This is a genomic window from Bacillus sp. EB106-08-02-XG196, from assembly GCF_013396335.1.
GTDB lineage: Bacteria > Bacillota > Bacilli > Bacillales > Cytobacillaceae > Neobacillus.
In genome coordinates this window covers 49,815-66,529 of the sequence record NZ_JABWSY010000020.1, presented here as the reverse complement: position 1 = coordinate 66,529, position 16,715 = coordinate 49,815, and the positions used below count along the sequence as shown (strand labels likewise).

12 protein-coding genes and 1 pseudogene are annotated in these 16,715 nt (G+C 39.5%); 11 read left to right on the top strand and 2 right to left on the bottom strand.

Features of this window, described 5'->3' with window-relative positions; translation table 11 throughout:
• Window positions 1-153: 153 nt before the first annotated feature.
• From MLOOGBEN_RS25135 to MLOOGBEN_RS25120, 4 genes and pseudogenes are all read left to right on the top strand, one after another.
• A complete protein-coding gene (locus MLOOGBEN_RS25135) occupies window positions 154-918 on the top strand; it encodes an NUDIX domain-containing protein (RefSeq protein WP_179161020.1) in 765 nt (254 codons plus the stop codon).
• Window positions 919-948: 30 nt separating this feature from the next.
• A complete protein-coding gene (pnuC, locus tag MLOOGBEN_RS25130; RefSeq protein ID WP_179161019.1) occupies window positions 949-1,644 on the top strand; it encodes a nicotinamide riboside transporter PnuC in 696 nt (231 codons plus the stop codon).
• A pseudogene (nadR, locus tag MLOOGBEN_RS25125) lies at window positions 1,645-2,663 on the top strand (multifunctional transcriptional regulator/nicotinamide-nucleotide adenylyltransferase/ribosylnicotinamide kinase NadR).
• Window positions 2,664-2,841: 178 nt separating this feature from the next.
• Window positions 2,842-3,816, top strand: a complete 975-nt coding sequence (locus MLOOGBEN_RS25120) for an NAD(P)H-dependent flavin oxidoreductase (RefSeq protein WP_179161018.1) — start codon at window positions 2,842-2,844, stop codon at window positions 3,814-3,816.
• A 175-nt stretch (window positions 3,817-3,991) separates the two neighbouring features.
• Here MLOOGBEN_RS25120 and MLOOGBEN_RS25115 read toward each other — a convergent pair whose 3' ends face one another.
• Window positions 3,992-5,206 (bottom strand): amidohydrolase family protein, encoded by a 1,215-nt coding sequence (locus MLOOGBEN_RS25115; RefSeq protein ID WP_179161017.1) that lies wholly within the window; start codon window positions 5,204-5,206, stop codon window positions 3,992-3,994.
• A 6-nt stretch (window positions 5,207-5,212) separates the two neighbouring features.
• The gene (locus MLOOGBEN_RS25110; protein ID WP_179161016.1) at window positions 5,213-6,301 is read right to left on the bottom strand and encodes a hypothetical protein; all 1,089 of its coding nucleotides are present in this window, start codon (window positions 6,299-6,301) and stop codon (window positions 5,213-5,215) included.
• Between the two features lie 201 nt (window positions 6,302-6,502).
• On the opposite strand from MLOOGBEN_RS25110, the gene MLOOGBEN_RS29635 reads away from it, so the two are divergent.
• From MLOOGBEN_RS29635 to melA, 7 genes are all read left to right on the top strand, one after another.
• Window positions 6,503-8,221: a sigma-54 interaction domain-containing protein gene (locus MLOOGBEN_RS29635; protein ID WP_179161015.1), complete on the top strand. Its 1,719-nt coding sequence runs from the start codon at window positions 6,503-6,505 to the stop codon at window positions 8,219-8,221.
• 205 nt (window positions 8,222-8,426) lie between these two features.
• Complete coding sequence (locus MLOOGBEN_RS25100; protein WP_179161014.1) at window positions 8,427-9,533, top strand: DUF917 domain-containing protein; 1,107 nt, start codon at window positions 8,427-8,429, stop codon at window positions 9,531-9,533.
• Complete coding sequence (locus MLOOGBEN_RS25095; protein ID WP_179161013.1) at window positions 9,517-11,061, top strand: hydantoinase/oxoprolinase N-terminal domain-containing protein; 1,545 nt, start codon at window positions 9,517-9,519, stop codon at window positions 11,059-11,061. The genes MLOOGBEN_RS25100 and MLOOGBEN_RS25095 overlap by 17 nt, the downstream gene beginning before the upstream one ends.
• Window positions 11,062-11,111: 50 nt before the next feature.
• Window positions 11,112-12,428, top strand: coding sequence for a purine-cytosine permease family protein (locus MLOOGBEN_RS25090; protein WP_179161012.1), 1,317 nt, complete (start codon window positions 11,112-11,114; stop codon window positions 12,426-12,428).
• A 32-nt stretch (window positions 12,429-12,460) separates the two neighbouring features.
• Window positions 12,461-13,555, top strand: coding sequence for an S-methyl thiohydantoin desulfurase family protein (locus MLOOGBEN_RS25085; RefSeq protein ID WP_179161011.1), 1,095 nt, complete (start codon window positions 12,461-12,463; stop codon window positions 13,553-13,555).
• Window positions 13,555-15,135: an ROK family protein gene (locus tag MLOOGBEN_RS25080; RefSeq protein ID WP_179161010.1), complete on the top strand. Its 1,581-nt coding sequence runs from the start codon at window positions 13,555-13,557 to the stop codon at window positions 15,133-15,135. The genes MLOOGBEN_RS25085 and MLOOGBEN_RS25080 overlap by 1 nt, the downstream gene beginning before the upstream one ends.
• 217 nt (window positions 15,136-15,352) lie before the next feature.
• The gene (melA, locus tag MLOOGBEN_RS25075; RefSeq protein ID WP_179161009.1) at window positions 15,353-16,654 is read left to right on the top strand and encodes an alpha-glucosidase/alpha-galactosidase; all 1,302 of its coding nucleotides are present in this window, start codon (window positions 15,353-15,355) and stop codon (window positions 16,652-16,654) included.
• The last annotated feature ends 61 nt before the right edge of the window (window positions 16,655-16,715 follow it).

The following is a 16,715-nucleotide window of genomic DNA, read 5'->3' as shown; positions in this document are numbered from 1 at the left end:
GATTGCCACAGTAGCAACAATCGTTATCAACATTCCAAAACGCAGCACCAATTATAATCAAAAGACTTTTTCAGAAATTTCTTGACTAAAAACAAATACTGGAATATATTTTAATTAACAATTAACAAACTGTTAATTAAAGGAGTGACTAAAATGAAAATAAACTTTACAACACCGGATGGATATACAAGCGATATTGCTGTCTTTACCATCACATCTGAGAGTAGTGGCGAGTATAAACCACCAATAAAAAGCTTGAAAATCATGTTGATCAAACGAAGTGAACTCGACCATGAAGGGAATCCGAATATAGAAGCAGGCAAGTGGGCATTGCCGGGAGGATTTGTTCGTCCTAGCGAGACAGCTTTTCAAGCCGCAGAACGCAAACTTGTGGAGGAAACAGGAGTAGAAGGACTGCGAATCAAGCATTTTGGCGTTTATGATTCCCCCAGCAGAGACAAAAGAGGATGGATTATTACGAATGCTCACTATGTGATAGCGAATGAAATTGCCCTAAAGAATCGTAAAACGACTTATGACGCACAAGATATCCAATTGTTTACCATTGAAGAAGCGCTAGCCTTACACCTTGCCTTTGACCACCGAAACATCATCGATGATGCACTTTGGTTTATTAAAAAGGATATGGCGCTAACCACACTTGCGAGGCATTTTCTACCCGAAGAGTTTGTACTTTCAGAGCTTCAAGGAGTTTTATTGACAGTTTTGGATGACCCATCGATATCGACAGATGCAGCCTTTTTTAGAAAAGCACCAACACTGCCTTTTATAGAACCAGTAACAGAAAATGGAAAACCAAAAAAATCAAACGCCTATTCTAAAACACCTGCTCAGCTCTATCGGTTTACTGATTTTCAACCGATAGTTTCCGTGTACAGAAACAAACTTCAAGGATAAAAAAACAAAATGGTGAAGGGGAGAGAACGAATGGGGATATTTAGGAATTGGACGCGTTTTGAAATAGGGTGGTTGTTCATCTTTACACTGGTTAACATATATCTATTCTTTGCTTGGTCAGACTCAACTCTTGGCTTGATATCATCTATAAGCGGGATGCTTTGCGTAGTGCTAGTTGCAAAAGGGAAAATTTCTAATTATTATTTTGGGATTGTTCAAACGTTAACGTATGCCTATATTGCTTACGGTTATGGTCTATATGGCGAGGTCATGCTCAACGCGCTGTTTTACTTTCCGGTCCAATTTATCGGTATCTATTTATGGAAACAGAACAAAACAGAACAGGATGTTAAAGGCGAAGATGTCAAAGTTAAAAGCCTCACAAAAACAGGCTGGTTCTATACAATCGTATCCATTTTAATCCTTACAATCGGCTATGGGTTCTTCTTGAAATACCTAGGCGGGAACAATGTTTGGACGGATTCAGCAACAAATGTATTATCGATAGCGGCACAAATATTGATGTTGAAAAGATTTGCGGAACAGTGGATTCTATGGATTTCAGTAAATGTCTTATCGATTTTCCTTTGGCTAAGTGCTTTACTCTCTCAAGGGGGAAATGATTTTTCCATGCTGGTTATGTGGTCGGCCTTCCTCGTTAACAGCCTCTATGGCTATATCAACTGGCGAAAACTTTACCTAAAACAAAGTCAGGAGGTGGTCTAAATGAGTGTTGGATTCTTTGGCGGTAAGTTTCTACCTCTGCATCTTGGTCATGTGTATGCCATTGTTCAGGCTTCATCGATCGTGGATGAACTGTACCTAGTTTTGTCTAACAGTGAAAAAAGGGATAAAGAATTGTGTCGTGATACAAAAATGGAGTACATTCCAGCTCAAATACGTTTACGCTGGCTATCCAAACTAGCGAAGGATATGCCGCATGTAAAAGTAGTATCGATTGAAGACTTTCAAGGAAATGATGATTACGACTGGAAGGAAGGAGCTCAATTAATCAAAAAGGTAATTGGAAAACCGATAGATTATGTGTTTAGTTCTGAGACTGAGTATAATGAAATCTTTAAGGAACTATATCCAGTAGCAAAGCATTTTCTAATCGATCCTATCCGCACCCATGTGAACATCTCCGCAAGCGCTATTCGAAAAGAAGGTGTCTTTCGTCATTGGGAGTACATTCCTGATATTGTGAAGCCTTATTTTGTAAAAAAAGTTGTGGTGGTTGGAACAGAAAGCTGTGGGAAATCGACTTTAACGAAAAACCTAGCCAAAATATATAATACCACCTATGTAGAAGAGTACGGTCGGATTGTATGCGAAGAATTAGGCGGATGTGATGGTATTATCGTAAAAGAAGATTACCTGCAAATTGCTACGGTCATAAGATAGAGGAAATAAAGGCAATCGAAAAAGCAAATAAGGTAGTATTTATTGATACAGAAGCCATTGTGACCCAATTCTACTCAAACCTTTACAATAATGAGCATCAGACCGTGCTAGATGAAATCGCTAAACTCCAAGATTACGATCTTTGGCTATACCTTGAACCCGATGTGAAGTGGGTGAATGATGGGCTACGGGTTCATGGAGAGGGCGAGGTAAGGGTGAAAAATAATCAGCATCTAAAGACTTTATTAAAAAGTCATAACATCGATTATAAAATCCTGAACGGAGATTATCTGGATCGGCTTAATGGTGCCATCAAACTGATAGACGAGTTACTAACTTAATAGATAATACCTATCTTTTGAAAAAGGGACTCCTTAGGAAGTCCCTTAATATATTTAGAACAAGCTACTATCAATAATGATTTTTTATAAATAATATAACCATATTATTACAGTTTTTCTGTATAATAGAAATATTAATTGTATTCTACTAGTAGATTCGAATGGAGGAATAGAGTCCATGTCAAATATCCCGTCAATCTTTAAAAATTTGAGGATTCCAGTCATTGGTTCACCACTTTTTATTATTAGTAATCCGAAGCTCGTTATTGAACAATGTAAGGCAGGAATCGTTGGTTCAATGCCAGCTTTAAATGCAAGACCAGCCTCACAGCTCGATGAGTGGCTGGCGGAAATCACAGAAGAGCTGGCAGCATATAATGCACAAAATCCAGAGCGTCCGGCTGCACCATTTGCGATTAATCAAATTGTCCACAAAACCAATGACCGGCTTGAGCATGACATGGAACTATGTGTGAAGTATAAAGTTCCCATCATTATTACCTCACTAGGAGCCCGTGAAGAAATCAATGTAACTGCACACAGCTATGGAGGAATCGTGTTCCACGATGTGATCAATAACAAGTTCGCACACAAAGCCATTAATAAAGGCGCAGATGGGTTGATTGCAGTTGCTGCAGGTGCTGGCGGGCATGCGGGTGATAAGAGTCCGTTCGCATTGATTCAGGAAATCCGCCAGTGGTTTAGCGGACCGTTAGCTTTGTCGGGTTCGATTGCAAATGGAAATGCCATTCTTGCAGCGCAGGCAATCGGAGCAGATTTTGCCTATATTGGCTCACCATTCATTGCAACCCACGAAGCAAGGGCAGCGGAGGAATATAAGCAAGCAATTGTGGAATGTACCTCAGATGATATTGTAAATAGCTCTCTTTTCACTGGTGTACATGGCAATTATCTCGCGCCATCCATCCGGTCTGCAGGTTTGGATCCTCATGCACTTCCAGAAAGTGATCCATCGAAAATGAACTTCGGGGGTAGTGGTACGGCGAAGGCATGGAAGGATATTTGGGGAAGCGGCCAGGGAATTGGAGTAATAAATGAAGTCACGAGTACAGCGGAGTACATTGTGAAGCTTCATCAAGAGTATGTTGCTGCAAGAGAGAGAGTAATGAAAACAAGCCAAGTTTTTGCTTGAAAAAAAGTGTCAGGTACCACCAAATTTGGTTGGTGCTTGACACTTTTTGTTGTAATAAACCATACAGTTTCTACAAAAAAGGGTACAGCTTCTACAAAAAACTATACAGGTTCAACAAACGGAAAAACGTGCCAGGCACCATCAAATTTTGTTGGTAGGTTACTGGCACGTTTTTTTATTTTCGATCTATCACCTTAACACCCTTATAAAAAACGTTTTTTATCTGATCAATCTCTGTAATTTCTAGTCCAGGAATACCTTCAGATACTAAAAAGTTTGCTTCTAAACCTACTTCTAGTCGTCCGAACCGATCATCTTTTCCTAATAGCCTAGCAGGATTGTCAGTTAATAGAGCTAGAATCATATTTTCATCATAATGATGTTTCTTTAACAGCTGCATCGCTGGCTGCGCGATTAGCATTAGAACGTCAGGGCCTTGTAATGTTTGGTCATGAAAGGGGAGCCATGGAGTTCCTGGGTATGGTGGCAGATAGGAATCAGTTGAGATGGATACCGGAATGTCTTTTTGCATCAATTTGAGAATTTCCTCTGGAGAGTTTGGCCGTAGATGTGTACCACCCATTGGAGTGGCAACGATTTTTGCACCTTGTTTTGCAGCTTTTTCAATTTGTTCATCTGTTATTCCATGTGCATGGTGCAAAACATCGATTCCTGCCTCTAAGGCTAGATTGATACCTTGCTCACCTGCAACGTGAGCGCCTATTCGTTTTCCTAATCGATTATAGATTTTTACAATATTTTTTAACTCCTCGAGTGTGTAGATGATCTCTCCAGCCCGCGGTACTTCTTTTTCGGTGAAATTTGCTGGTGTGGCATTGATAAAGATATTTTCACCAGGATAGTCACTTTCAAGTGCAATCATCTGCACTAAAACCGGGTCAGATAAATCGTATTGTGTAACAGCTCGCGATTGTGAGATGGAAGTAAAATGAGCCAAATTTTCGAAACCAATCGAAATGCTAGTTGTTGCAAAGGAAACATCAAGTGGTAAATCTTGAACGGCTTTTTGATAATCTTCCTTTGAAAAATCGCATAGCGGATGACCGCAGATTTGCTCCCCAAGTGCCGTGATCCCTGCTGACAATGCTTGAAAGAGAATCGCTTTTCCAGCCAAAAAATGAGTTTCAGGCGTCACCGGATAAAGAGAGGTTGGAGCAAATTCTAGTAAGTGAGTATGACAATCTACTAATGAAGGTGTAATTACATAGTTTGAACAATCAATCAAAACGGAATCCGGAAATTTCTCCTTCAAACTATCCCAGCTGCCAATCTCAGCTATTTTTCCATTTTCAATAACCATTGCGCCATCTTCCAACGTCCCTAACTGACTGACAGTTACTAACCTTTTACTTCGGATCAAGTAGTTCATCAGTCATCACACCAAAAATGGAGTTAAAAAATATCCCAATACACATGCCGTAATAAATCTTAAAACCATGCCAATAATCGCTGCCTCTAACGTTTCTCTCTCAATTAAACTAGATGTTTCAGCCCAGGTGACAGGCACCTGGCCAAAGATGACCGACAATGGCAGTCCAGAATTAGCTATAACAAATGAGCCTACAATTAAACGTGGATCAATGGTACTCGAGAGTTCCGCAAGCTGAGCAACCGCGAGTGTCGGAGCAGCAAGTATGGACACAATACCGGTAGCTGGTTCGATACTTAAGAATGTAAGAACTGAGGATAAGCTAGATTCTATAAAACTCCAAACACCTATGAATTTTAAGGCTCCGATAAAGAAAAAGACAGCTGCAACGGCTGGAATAATAATTAAAAACAGCAGTTCCACACCTTCTTTAGCGGATGAGAAAATCGTTTGCAAAAATTTTGTAGCAGGTGTAAAACGCGGCAGTTCCTCAAGCTCCACTTTTTTTGTATCTCGGTAAATGGTTCTAGATAACAGAAATGGGACGACAATGATTGGGACAAAAATAGATAAGATTACGAGTGGAAAGGCATTAATACTAAACGCTGATAGTGCGATGAGTCCTAACACAAAGGTTGCAAAGGATTGTGGAGATTGAATCATCGTCGCTACCGCAATTTTTTGCTCAGCCTTGGTTGCATTAGCTTTGACAAGTATAGGTCCAGAGATTTTTCCAGCAGCGTTAATATCACCAAGGATGTTGTATACGCTTGGAATGATCACCGATGGATTGATTTTAAACCACTTCATAATCGGAACAAATAATCGAATCAACCCATCCGTAAAGCCTAATCGCTCCAAAAGGCGTCCGACAATAACACTTACAATAATCGCAATCCCAACTTCACTAGTCAGAAATATATCTACGACAATTGGTTTAACTTCTTTAATAATCGTATCAAACAGGCTAGACAATGAATTAGGAGCGAATAAAAGAAGAATCAATGATCCAAAAACTAACAAGATGCCAATCACTTCAAAAGTCTGCCATTTTGACCTAGAGGACTTTGTGATTGAGGCTTGTTCCTTCTCCATAAAACGACCTCCTGCCATTTTTAAATCATCCTATGTTAAGAGGGAAAATAGGTGAATGTCAGGCAAAGAATTTATAAAGTAAATCGATCTATCTAGGGTGTTATCTTACTTTAGTTTTGAAATTAATATTCTTATTGTTTAGAATAGAAGGAATTACTTTTTATTTAAATCAATAAAAGCTAGGATGATCAGGTGGTACATATGTATAAAGAAATTGAAAAAAAAGATATGAAATGGACTATTTCCAAGATTATGGAGCCATATCCCATTAAAATTGAGGTAGTATTTTTTGACCAATTACATCTAAAATGTCCTATTCTCAATAAAGTTAAAAAGACAGGTATGGATGTTTTCGTTACAAAAAGAATAGAGCATACGTGTGAAACATGTTTATTAACAGAAGTTGGTCAAGCCCAAAACATTATGATTAAAGCCATATTTCAGGATAGAAAAGTCATAGGAGTTCTCTTGGCTGTGGCAGTGAAAGGGCAGGATGAATGGTTAGTTGATAACTATAACAAAATGGATCTGCAGCTAGATGTTTGCAGGGAATGGATTAGTAATAAAATAGAAAATGTAGGATTAAGAAAAGAAAACCATTCAATTCTAGAAGAAATGAACGGGGTCTTTTCATTAATCGAAGATCCACTGCTAATCGTTGGCTTAGATGGAACAATTCATAATATCAGCAATAGTGTGAGTTTGAAGTTTAATAATGCTAGAACCGTTTTAATGGGTGAGAATATAAATGAAATCATCCCTCAAGCTGATTGGTTAGAAATGAGAAATAAGGCGAAGCAGCGAGAATGGAGGATTTCTTATCCATTAACGAGCGGGAAACAAAAGGAATTTTCAGTAAGAGTAAATCCTTTAATGGCGAATGGGGAGATTGTCTCTTTTCTTCTCCATTTAACTCCTATTAGGGAGTCGAAAAAGAAGGTGAATGAGCGACGGGTTCTCTATAACTTTAATGATGTCAAAGGGACGAGTGAGTCGATTCAAAATGTCATTGATATTGGAAAAAGAATTGCTCCAAGTGATACGACAGTTCTATTAAGAGGAGAGAGTGGAACGGGAAAAGAAGTATTTGCCCAAGCTATTCACTCTGCTAGTCCTCGGAGGGAAGCTCCTTTTATTGCTCTTAATTGTGCCGCCATTCCAGAATCCTTACTTGAAAGTGAGTTATTTGGACATGTAAAAGGTGCATTTACTGGTGCAACCAGTGATAAAGCGGGACGGTTTGAGCTTGCCGATGGTGGAACGATTTTTCTAGATGAAATCGGTGACCTTCCACTTCCTTTACAGGCTAAATTACTAAGGGTAGTCCAGGAAAGAAAGATTGAAAGAGTTGGGGATACAAAGAGCACGTCGGTGAATGTTCGGATCATAACGGCAACTCATCGTAATCTAGAAGAACTTGTCGCAAACAGGGAATTTCGAGAGGACTTGTATTACCGGCTAAATGTTATTCCAATTATGATTCCACCTTTGAGGGAACGACGAGAAGATATTCCCATACTTATTGATTATTATTTAAATAAGATTTCTATAGAGTTAGGGCGTTCACCGAAGAGGTTATCAGAAGTGGTCATCGAAAAGTTACTTAGATATGTATGGCCAGGAAATATAAGAGAGCTTCAAAATGTTGTACATCATTTTGTACAATTAGAAATTGGTGACTTAGTGACAATTGAAAGTATGCCAAATAATTTTGGAGTAGCAGCTAAAAAAGATCACATAATGGAAACAGAGACTGTTCTGCCACGTAAAACAAACAAGCGTATAGATGAAAAAGAAATGATTATCGAACTATTAGATCAATATGGCAGAGATACGAATGGGAAAAAGAAAGCTGCAAACCATTTGAAAATAAGTTTACCAACATTATATCGAAGGATTACTAAATATAAAATAAAGTAGAAATTGATAAAAGTTGAGAAAAGATGAGAAAAAATGAGTAAAGATGAGAAAAATTATGATTTGTGCTTGTGATAGCCATTATCATTATCGAGATTATTCTAATAATTTTTAATATTGAATTTTAAAAATCCTTCGATCCTCTGGTTTCAGAGGTTTTATTTTTTTGGCACGGTACTTGCAATATAAAAAGAAAGGGGAGCAGTATATGTCATGGCAAATTAAAAAACAGGATATTCCATTAGTAGCATTGGGGGCAAAATTAATTGCTTGTGGAGGTGGTGGCGATACAAAAACCATTCAGAATCTATTAATGTCGATAATGAAAGACGAAGAGTCGATCACAGTAAAGACAATTGTTGATTTAGAGGATGAATGGGTTGTAGGAACTGGGATGATGGGCTCAACAATTTTTTATAATGAGAACATTCCAACTGGTATACAGGGAAGTCGAGCGATAAAGGTATATGAGTCCATCATAAAACAAAAGATTGGTGCCATCATCCCCGTCGAAATCGGGGGAGTAAACGGATTAGAACCGTTACTGATGGCCTATCAGAACAATTTGCCAGTGGTGGATGGAGATGGCATGGGAAAGGCATTTCCAGAATTATCAATGACAACCTATCATCTCAATAAGATTCCTGTTTCACCGATGGTCCTTGAAACTCATGAGGAATATACAGTCATACAGGGAAATGAAAATATTCAAATTACATCTGAAAAGACAAAGAATTTTATTGCGAAAAGCGGCGGGTATGTTCATTTTGTTGGCTTTGGTTCAAACGCTAGGAAGATGAAAACATCAATGATCTCAGGTTCCTTAAACTTAATTTATCGTTTAGGCTCAGCTTTAATAAAAGAAACATCGGTTAGTGAAAAAAGGATAGAAATGATGGCAGTCTTTGAAAACTCACTTTATGGAAAACCGATATCTATCATCACGGGTGTCATAACAGAAGTTAGCAGATGGTTTGAAGAAGGGGCATTGATCGGGAAATTCACCATAGAGGGAAGGTCGTCTCATTCCAATAAAAGAATGGAAATAAAGTTTAAAAATGAATTTATTGCGATTAAAGAAAAACTATATCGTTGCATGACGCCTGATCTAATTCTTGTATTGGATGATGAAAAATTTAGCCCCTATAATGTTTCCGAAATACAAGTAGGCTTGGCAGTAACAATATTTGCTGTTCCAGCACCCAATATCCTACGGACAAAGGATATGCTTGAATTGGTGGGCCCTGAAAATTATGGTCTAACTGTTACCTATCAACCATTGCAAGGAGATCAGTCGCATGAAGCTTGGAATTGACGTCGGAGGTACCAATACAGATGCTGTTTTAATAGGAAGCAACGGGAAGCTCCTTTCTTGGAATAAACAATTAACCTCCAAGGATATTATTTCGGGGATTGAGCACGCAGCTAGAAAAGTAATTAGTGAGGCGGGTATAGCACCGAATGAAATTGAGGGTGTTTTTGTTGGAACCACTCATGTTCAAAATGCACTTTATCACCCAGTACAACTCTCGAAAACAGCGTTAATTCGGATTATGAAAAAGCCGACACTTCTTAAACCAGGTCTATTTTGGCCAGAACATCTTAAAAAATATATAGGTAATGTCTTTCATATTACTAGTTTTTATGAAGATCTAACTAAAACGCCAGACCCTGGAGATATGGACAGGCTTTACGAGCATATTCAACAGGATAACATTGAGTCTATCTGCATTGTTGGTGTAAACTCACCACTAATTGATACGGAAGAACGATACCTTCGAGATGATTTAAAAACACAATTTCCTGAAATTCCGATTACCATGTCCCATGAATTGGGGGTTATGGGTTTTGTAGAAAGAGAAAATGCTGCCCTTTTAAATGCTGTTTTCTCAAAAGTTATTCGTCAGGCAATGATGGACTTAACAGAATTATTTAAAAAGCTTTCCTTACAATGCCCATGTTGGTTAACCCAAAATGATGGTTCTCTGTTAGAACTTCAAGATGCAATAGAATATCCCATTTTCACAATTGGATCTGGAGCAACAAATAGTTTCAGAGGGGCAAGCATCATAAGTGGTTTACAAGATTGTATAGTTGTTGATTTTGGGGGAAGTACGATTGAAATCGGGAAAATTCGAAATGGCCAGCCGGAATTGACTGTGGGTTCAACCTCTTTTTTAAACATCGATGTCAATATGAGAGTTCCGAAAATATATTCATTGCCTTATGGAGGCGGAAGTCTGATTTCGCTGGATAATGAAGAAATACAAATAAAGGCAACGATTGCTAGTGACCTTGAACATCAAGGGATTTCTTGGGGAGGAGATTCCTGGACCGTAACAGATTCATTCTTTAAGGTGGCTTTGGATTCAGTTTCTAACGAAAAGTTGTCTCTTGGCGGGCTAATGAAATTATCCTATGAAGATTGTCAGAAAGTCGTAAAAAAGGTGACTCAGGAGATAAAGGAAAAGATTACTCGTTTAGAGCTAAATAGCGAAGGCCTTCCTGTTGTGTTGGTTGGCGGGGGAAGCACATTAATTGTGAATCGGTTATTCGGCAAATACAAAAGGGTTATTCACCCATCAGGTCATCATATAAGTAATGCAATAGGTGCCTGCTATGCCCCCCTGAGTGCTCAAACTGACAAAGTATTTTGGCTGAAAAACCAAACGATAGAGGAAATCATTGAGCTTGAGAAAGAAAGACTTTTTCAACAGCTCATCCTAAAAGGTGCAAAAGTGGAGAGCATTAAGGTGGCTTCAATCGAAGAGTTCCCGTTTGATTATTTTAAAGGAGAAGTATTAAGGATTCGTATCAAGGCTTTGGGAGAACTGCAGATTTAGCTCTGTTGGCTATGATCATGCAGATAAAAAATCGAGTAGGAGTGATTAAAATGAAAAACAAAAAGGTTTTAGGTGATGATTACTCGTTATCACGTGTTCCGCAATCTGCGCGGCAATCATTGTGGAGTATCACAATTGTACGGGTTGGTGCCCTTGCAACCATTTCACAGTTCATATTAGGTGCCGCATTAGGATACGGAATGACTTTCTGGGAAGCGTTTTGGGCTACGATGTTCGGCAGCGTCATTTTACAGGTCATTAGTTTTCTTTTAGGTTATGCGGGGGCACGTGAAGGTCTGTCGACGAGTCTATTATCACGATGGACCGGATTTGGTCGCTATGGATCAAGTATTATTGGAGCTATCATTGCCATTGCTTGTATCGGTTGGTTTGGTGTCCAGAATTCCGTTTTTGCAGATGGACTCGTTCAGGCAACGAATGGTAAGTTAAGTCTTCCTGTTGCCGCAACGCTTACGGGATTAGGTGTAACCATTCTTGTTATTTTTGGATTTAAATTACTAAGTGCAACAGCAACCATCGCCGTACCTGCTTTTCTTTTGGCGGTAGGAGTGGGGATTTATGCAGTCCTAAGCAAACATTCTCTGTTTGATTTAACGCATACTGCCCCTGCAGGCGATCCATTGACAATGGGGGTGGCTGCTACAATGGTTGCTGGTGGTTTTATTATCGGAGCGGTTATCACACCTGATTTCAGCCGCTTTGCTAAAAGTGGAAAAGATGTTTTTTGGATGACAATGATTGGGACCTTTGTTGGAGAGTTAGGGATTAATATGATTGCAGTGCTCATGGCACATGCTGCAAGAACAAATGACGTGGTCAGCATTATGATGCAAACATCTGGCTGGCTAGGGGCGATCGTAGTTGTCTTTTCTACTATTAAAATCAATAATCTAAACTTGTATTCTTCATCATTAGGTTTTACAAATATTTTTGATTCTGTTTTTAATATCAAGTTAAATCGCGGGATGGTCACACTTGTCATTGGTGTAATTGGCACCGTGCTCTCGGTTATGGGTATTCTAGATATGTTTGTCGGCTTTCTCGTTTTACTAGGTGTTTTTATTCCGCCAGTAGCAGGAATAATGGTAATCGATTATTTCATTTTAAAAACACATCGAAAAGCACTAGATGAAAGCAGGGCAAATGGAACGTTGCCTGCAGATGTTGAAAAAATGAGTCCTGTGACATTGATCGCATGGGCAGCAGGATTTGCAGCTGGATATTTCGTGACAGCTGGTATTCCATCAATCAATTCACTTGTAGTAAGTGCAGTTGTTTATTACTTCGGTTCAAAAATCTATATAACTATGAGAAACAAAAAGGATGCAAATAAGATAGCTGCCTAATAAATTTTTGGAATATTGGAGGTTTTTAGATTATGAGAAAAATAGGAAAACAAGAAATTGAAGATATAGCAGTAGGAGCAGCCTTGCTAGGAACGGGCGGTGGCGGTGACCCTTACATTGGGAAACTTATGGCACTTCAAGCTATTGAAGAATATGGAGAAATCACTTTATTAGAAGGTGATGAGGTACCGGAAGACGCATTAGTTGTCCCTTCATCCATGATGGGAGCACCGACGGTCATGCTGGAAAAAGCCCCGAGTGGAGAAGAAGCAATTGAAGCCTTTCAAAAACTAGAAGAATATTTAGGGAAAAAGATTTATGGAACGTTTCCGATAGAAGCAGGAGGAGTGAACTCAATGCTTCCTTTTGCCACAGCTGCAAGATTAGGTTTACCTGTCATTGATGTGGATGGAATGGGCAGAGCCTTTCCTGAGTTGCAAATGGTGACCTTTTATTTAGATGGCATTTCAGCAACACCTGGAGTGATTTCCGATGAGAAAGGGAATACGATGTTGTTATCAACGATTAATAATGTTTGGACCGAGAGAATTGCTCGTGCAGCAACGATTCAAATGGGTGGTTCTGTTATGTGTGCAATTTATCCGATGACCGGTAAGCAATTGAAAGAGAGCGGAATAAGCGGTATCTTGAAGCTCGAAGAAGAGATTGGAAAAGCGATTAGGCTTGCAAAAGTAAACAATGTAAATCCAATCCAAGAAGTCATGAAAACCGTTGGCGGATTTGAATTGTTTAGTGGAAAAGTAAATGATATTAACCGAAAAACAGAAACAGGTTTTGCCAGAGGTGAAGCGAAAATTGAGGGACTCAATGAGTATAAGGGTGAAACGCTCACGCTGAGCTTTCAAAATGAACATTTACTTGCTCAGACAGAGCAGCGTCTTGTTTGTGTCACACCTGACCTCATCGCTGTACTTGATGCGGAAACAGGTCTTCCGATTACAACAGAAGGTATACGCTATGGTGCACGATGTGTGGTGATTGGAATTCCATGCAATCCGAAGTGGAGAACAGCTAAGGGAATTGAAACAGTAGGTCCTAAATACTTTGGCTATGACGTAGATTATGTTCCAGTTGAAGAGCTTGTAAAGAAAGGAGTGGCTTTATAATGAGTATTTATCGTATTGGAATCGATGTTGGGGGAACACATACAGATGCTGTACTTTTAGATCAACATAACCAGGTGATTTCAGAAACGAAATCAGCGACGACTGAGGATGTAGCGACTGGTATTTACAATGCTCTGAAAAAAATCATTGACGAAGCGCAGGTTCCTCGTGACCAAATTAAATACGCAATGCTTGGTACAACTCATTGTACCAATGCCATCGTTGAACGGAAAAGATTGAATAAAATGGCTGCAATCCGCATCGGAGCACCAGCCACCTTAGCGGTAAAACCCTTGATCGGTGTTCCAGATGACCTTCGTGATGCACTTGGAAGGCATGTCTATCTAATCCGTGGGGGACATGAATTTGACGGCAGAGAAATTGTTGACTTAGATGAAGAGCGTTTATACGAAATCGCGAATGAAATTAAAGGGAAGGTAGATTCTATCGCGATAACTTCCGTTTTTTCTCCCGTGACCCAATCACATGAGCAAAGAGCTGGAGAAATTTTACGAGAAGTACTTGGTGAAGATGTCGCTCTTTCTTTATCCTCAGAAATTGGTTCCGTCGGATTACTGGAAAGAGAAAATGCGACGATCTTAAATGCCTCCGTTGTGAATGTGGCGAAAACAGCGGCTGATGGCTTTATTAATGCACTAAAGGCAGAAGGGATTGACGCGAGAGTATTTTTTGGACAAAACGATGGTACGCTTATGTCAGTCGAGTACGCTGTTCGATATCCTATTTTCACTGTGGCATGTGGACCAACGAATTCTTTACGCGGAGCATCCTATTTGAGTGATCTTAGCGATGCGATTGTGGTCGACGTTGGCGGGACAACTTCAGATGTTGGGGTTTTAGTTCAATCGTTCCCAAGAGAATCTTCATTAGCTGTTGAAATTGGCGGTGCGCGTACCAATTTCCGCATGCCTGACCTTGTTTCCATCGGTCTCGGGGGAGGTACGATTGTAAGAATTCAAGAAAATGGTGAATTCTCGATTGGACCAGACAGTGTCGGATACCGACTTCCTGAAAAGGGATTAATTTTTGGCGGAGATACGTTAACAACAACCGATGTTGCTGTAGCCCTTGGGAAAGTTGAATTGGGGGATGCTTCAAAGGTGGCACATCTAGATAAATCGTTATTGGAGAAAATCTATCAAAAAATAGTAGAGATGGTAGAGGAAGCGATTGATAAAATGAAAACAAGCGCAACTCCTGTCCCTGTTATTTTAGTTGGCGGAGGCAGTATCTTACTCCCTGAAGAATTAAAAGGCGCCTCAGAGGTGATTCGACCACAACATTCCGGTGTAGCAAATGCAATTGGTTCAGCGATTTCACAGGTTAGCGGCCAAATCGAAAAGGTATATACACTTGATGTGATTGGAAGAGAAAAAGCGTTAGAAGATGCAAAATCAATCGCTATGAATGAAGCCATCAATGCGGGAGCAAATCCTGAATCACTTGTTATCGTTGATATTGAAGACGTTCCACTTGCCTATATGCCAGGAAACGCAACACGTATCCGTGTCAAAGCGGCTGGCGAATTAGCACAATTTAAAACACATGAGTTCGTTTGATTCATATTTAAAGAATGAGTAAGGATTCCGGTTACGATCATCGTAACCGGATTTTTTTATATAAAGAGTGTAGAAGTTATAGAGGTTGATAAAATAACTTTCCCACTTTATTGATGCTGCTTTCTGCAGATAATTGAAATGACTTAAGTAGCAAGGAAATAGACTAGTAGTGAACGAATAATAATAGAGAGCTTTTACACAGGAAGGATGTTGTAGTATGTCAAAAATTACGTTTTTAGGTGCAGGTAGTACGGTTTTTGCGAAAAATGTGCTAGGTGATTGTATGTTTGTCCAAGCCTTAGCGGGATTTGAATTTGCTCTTTATGATATCAACGAGCAGCGGTTAAAAGATTCAGAGAACATGTTGACGAATTTAAAAAATAATTACAATAAAGATATTACGATTAAATCGTATGTTAATAGAAAGGAAGCCTTAAGAGACGCAAAATATGTCATTAATGCCATTCAAGTCGGCGGTTACGAGCCTAGTACTGTAATTGATTTTGCGATTCCGAAGAAATATGGTCTTCGTCAGACGATTGCGGATACCGTAGGGATTGGCGGGATCTTTCGTTCGCTTAGAACCATTCCCGTCATGCTCGATTTTGCCAGGGATATCGAAGAGGTTTGTCCAGATGCGCTGTTTTTGAATTATACCAATCCCATGGCAGTGCTGACTGGAGTGATGCTCCGTTACACCAATGTGAAAACGGTAGGGCTGTGTCATAGCGTTCAAGTATGTACACAGCACCTTTTTAGAGATTTGGGAATCGACCATGAAGGAATTGAGGAAAGAATCGCGGGGATCAATCATATGGCATGGCTCTTAGAGGTGAAACGTGATGGCCAGGATTTATACCCAGAAATTAAGAAACGTGCAAAGGAAAAGCAAAAATCAAAGCACATAGATATGGTGCGTTATGAGTTAATGGATAAATTCGGATACTATGTAACGGAATCCTCCGAACATAATGCGGAGTATCATCCCTATTTTATCAAGAATAGATACCCAGAGCTTATAGACAAATTTAATATTCCATTGGATGAATATCCACGTCGTTGTGTGAAACAAATGGAAGGCTGGAGAACGATGAGGCAGCAGATGGTGAATAATAGTAAACTCACACATACCCGGTCTCGAGAATATGGCTCTCGAATAATAGAAGCCATAGAAACAAATGTACCATATAAATTTGGCGGCAATGTTCTAAACAGTGGACGGTTAATCAGTAATCTACCAGAGAAAGCCTGTGTAGAAGTGCCTTGTGTAGTCGATAGAAGTGGAATCATGCCTTGTTATATAGGGGATTTACCAGAACAGTTAGCAGCACTTAACAGAACCAATATCAATACACAGCTCCTAACCATTGAAGCCGCCATCACCGGGAAAAGGGAAGCCGTTTATCAAGCAGCGATGTTGGATCCACATACAAGTGCAGAGTTGTCCATCGATGATATTATCTCACTGTGTGATGACCTCTTTGAAGCACACGGAAGCTGGATTCCTCCATTTTCATAAAAAAACAATTGAGGGGGAGGTTTTCACGCTTCGGTTAGTTAACGAAGAAGCATGAAAACAG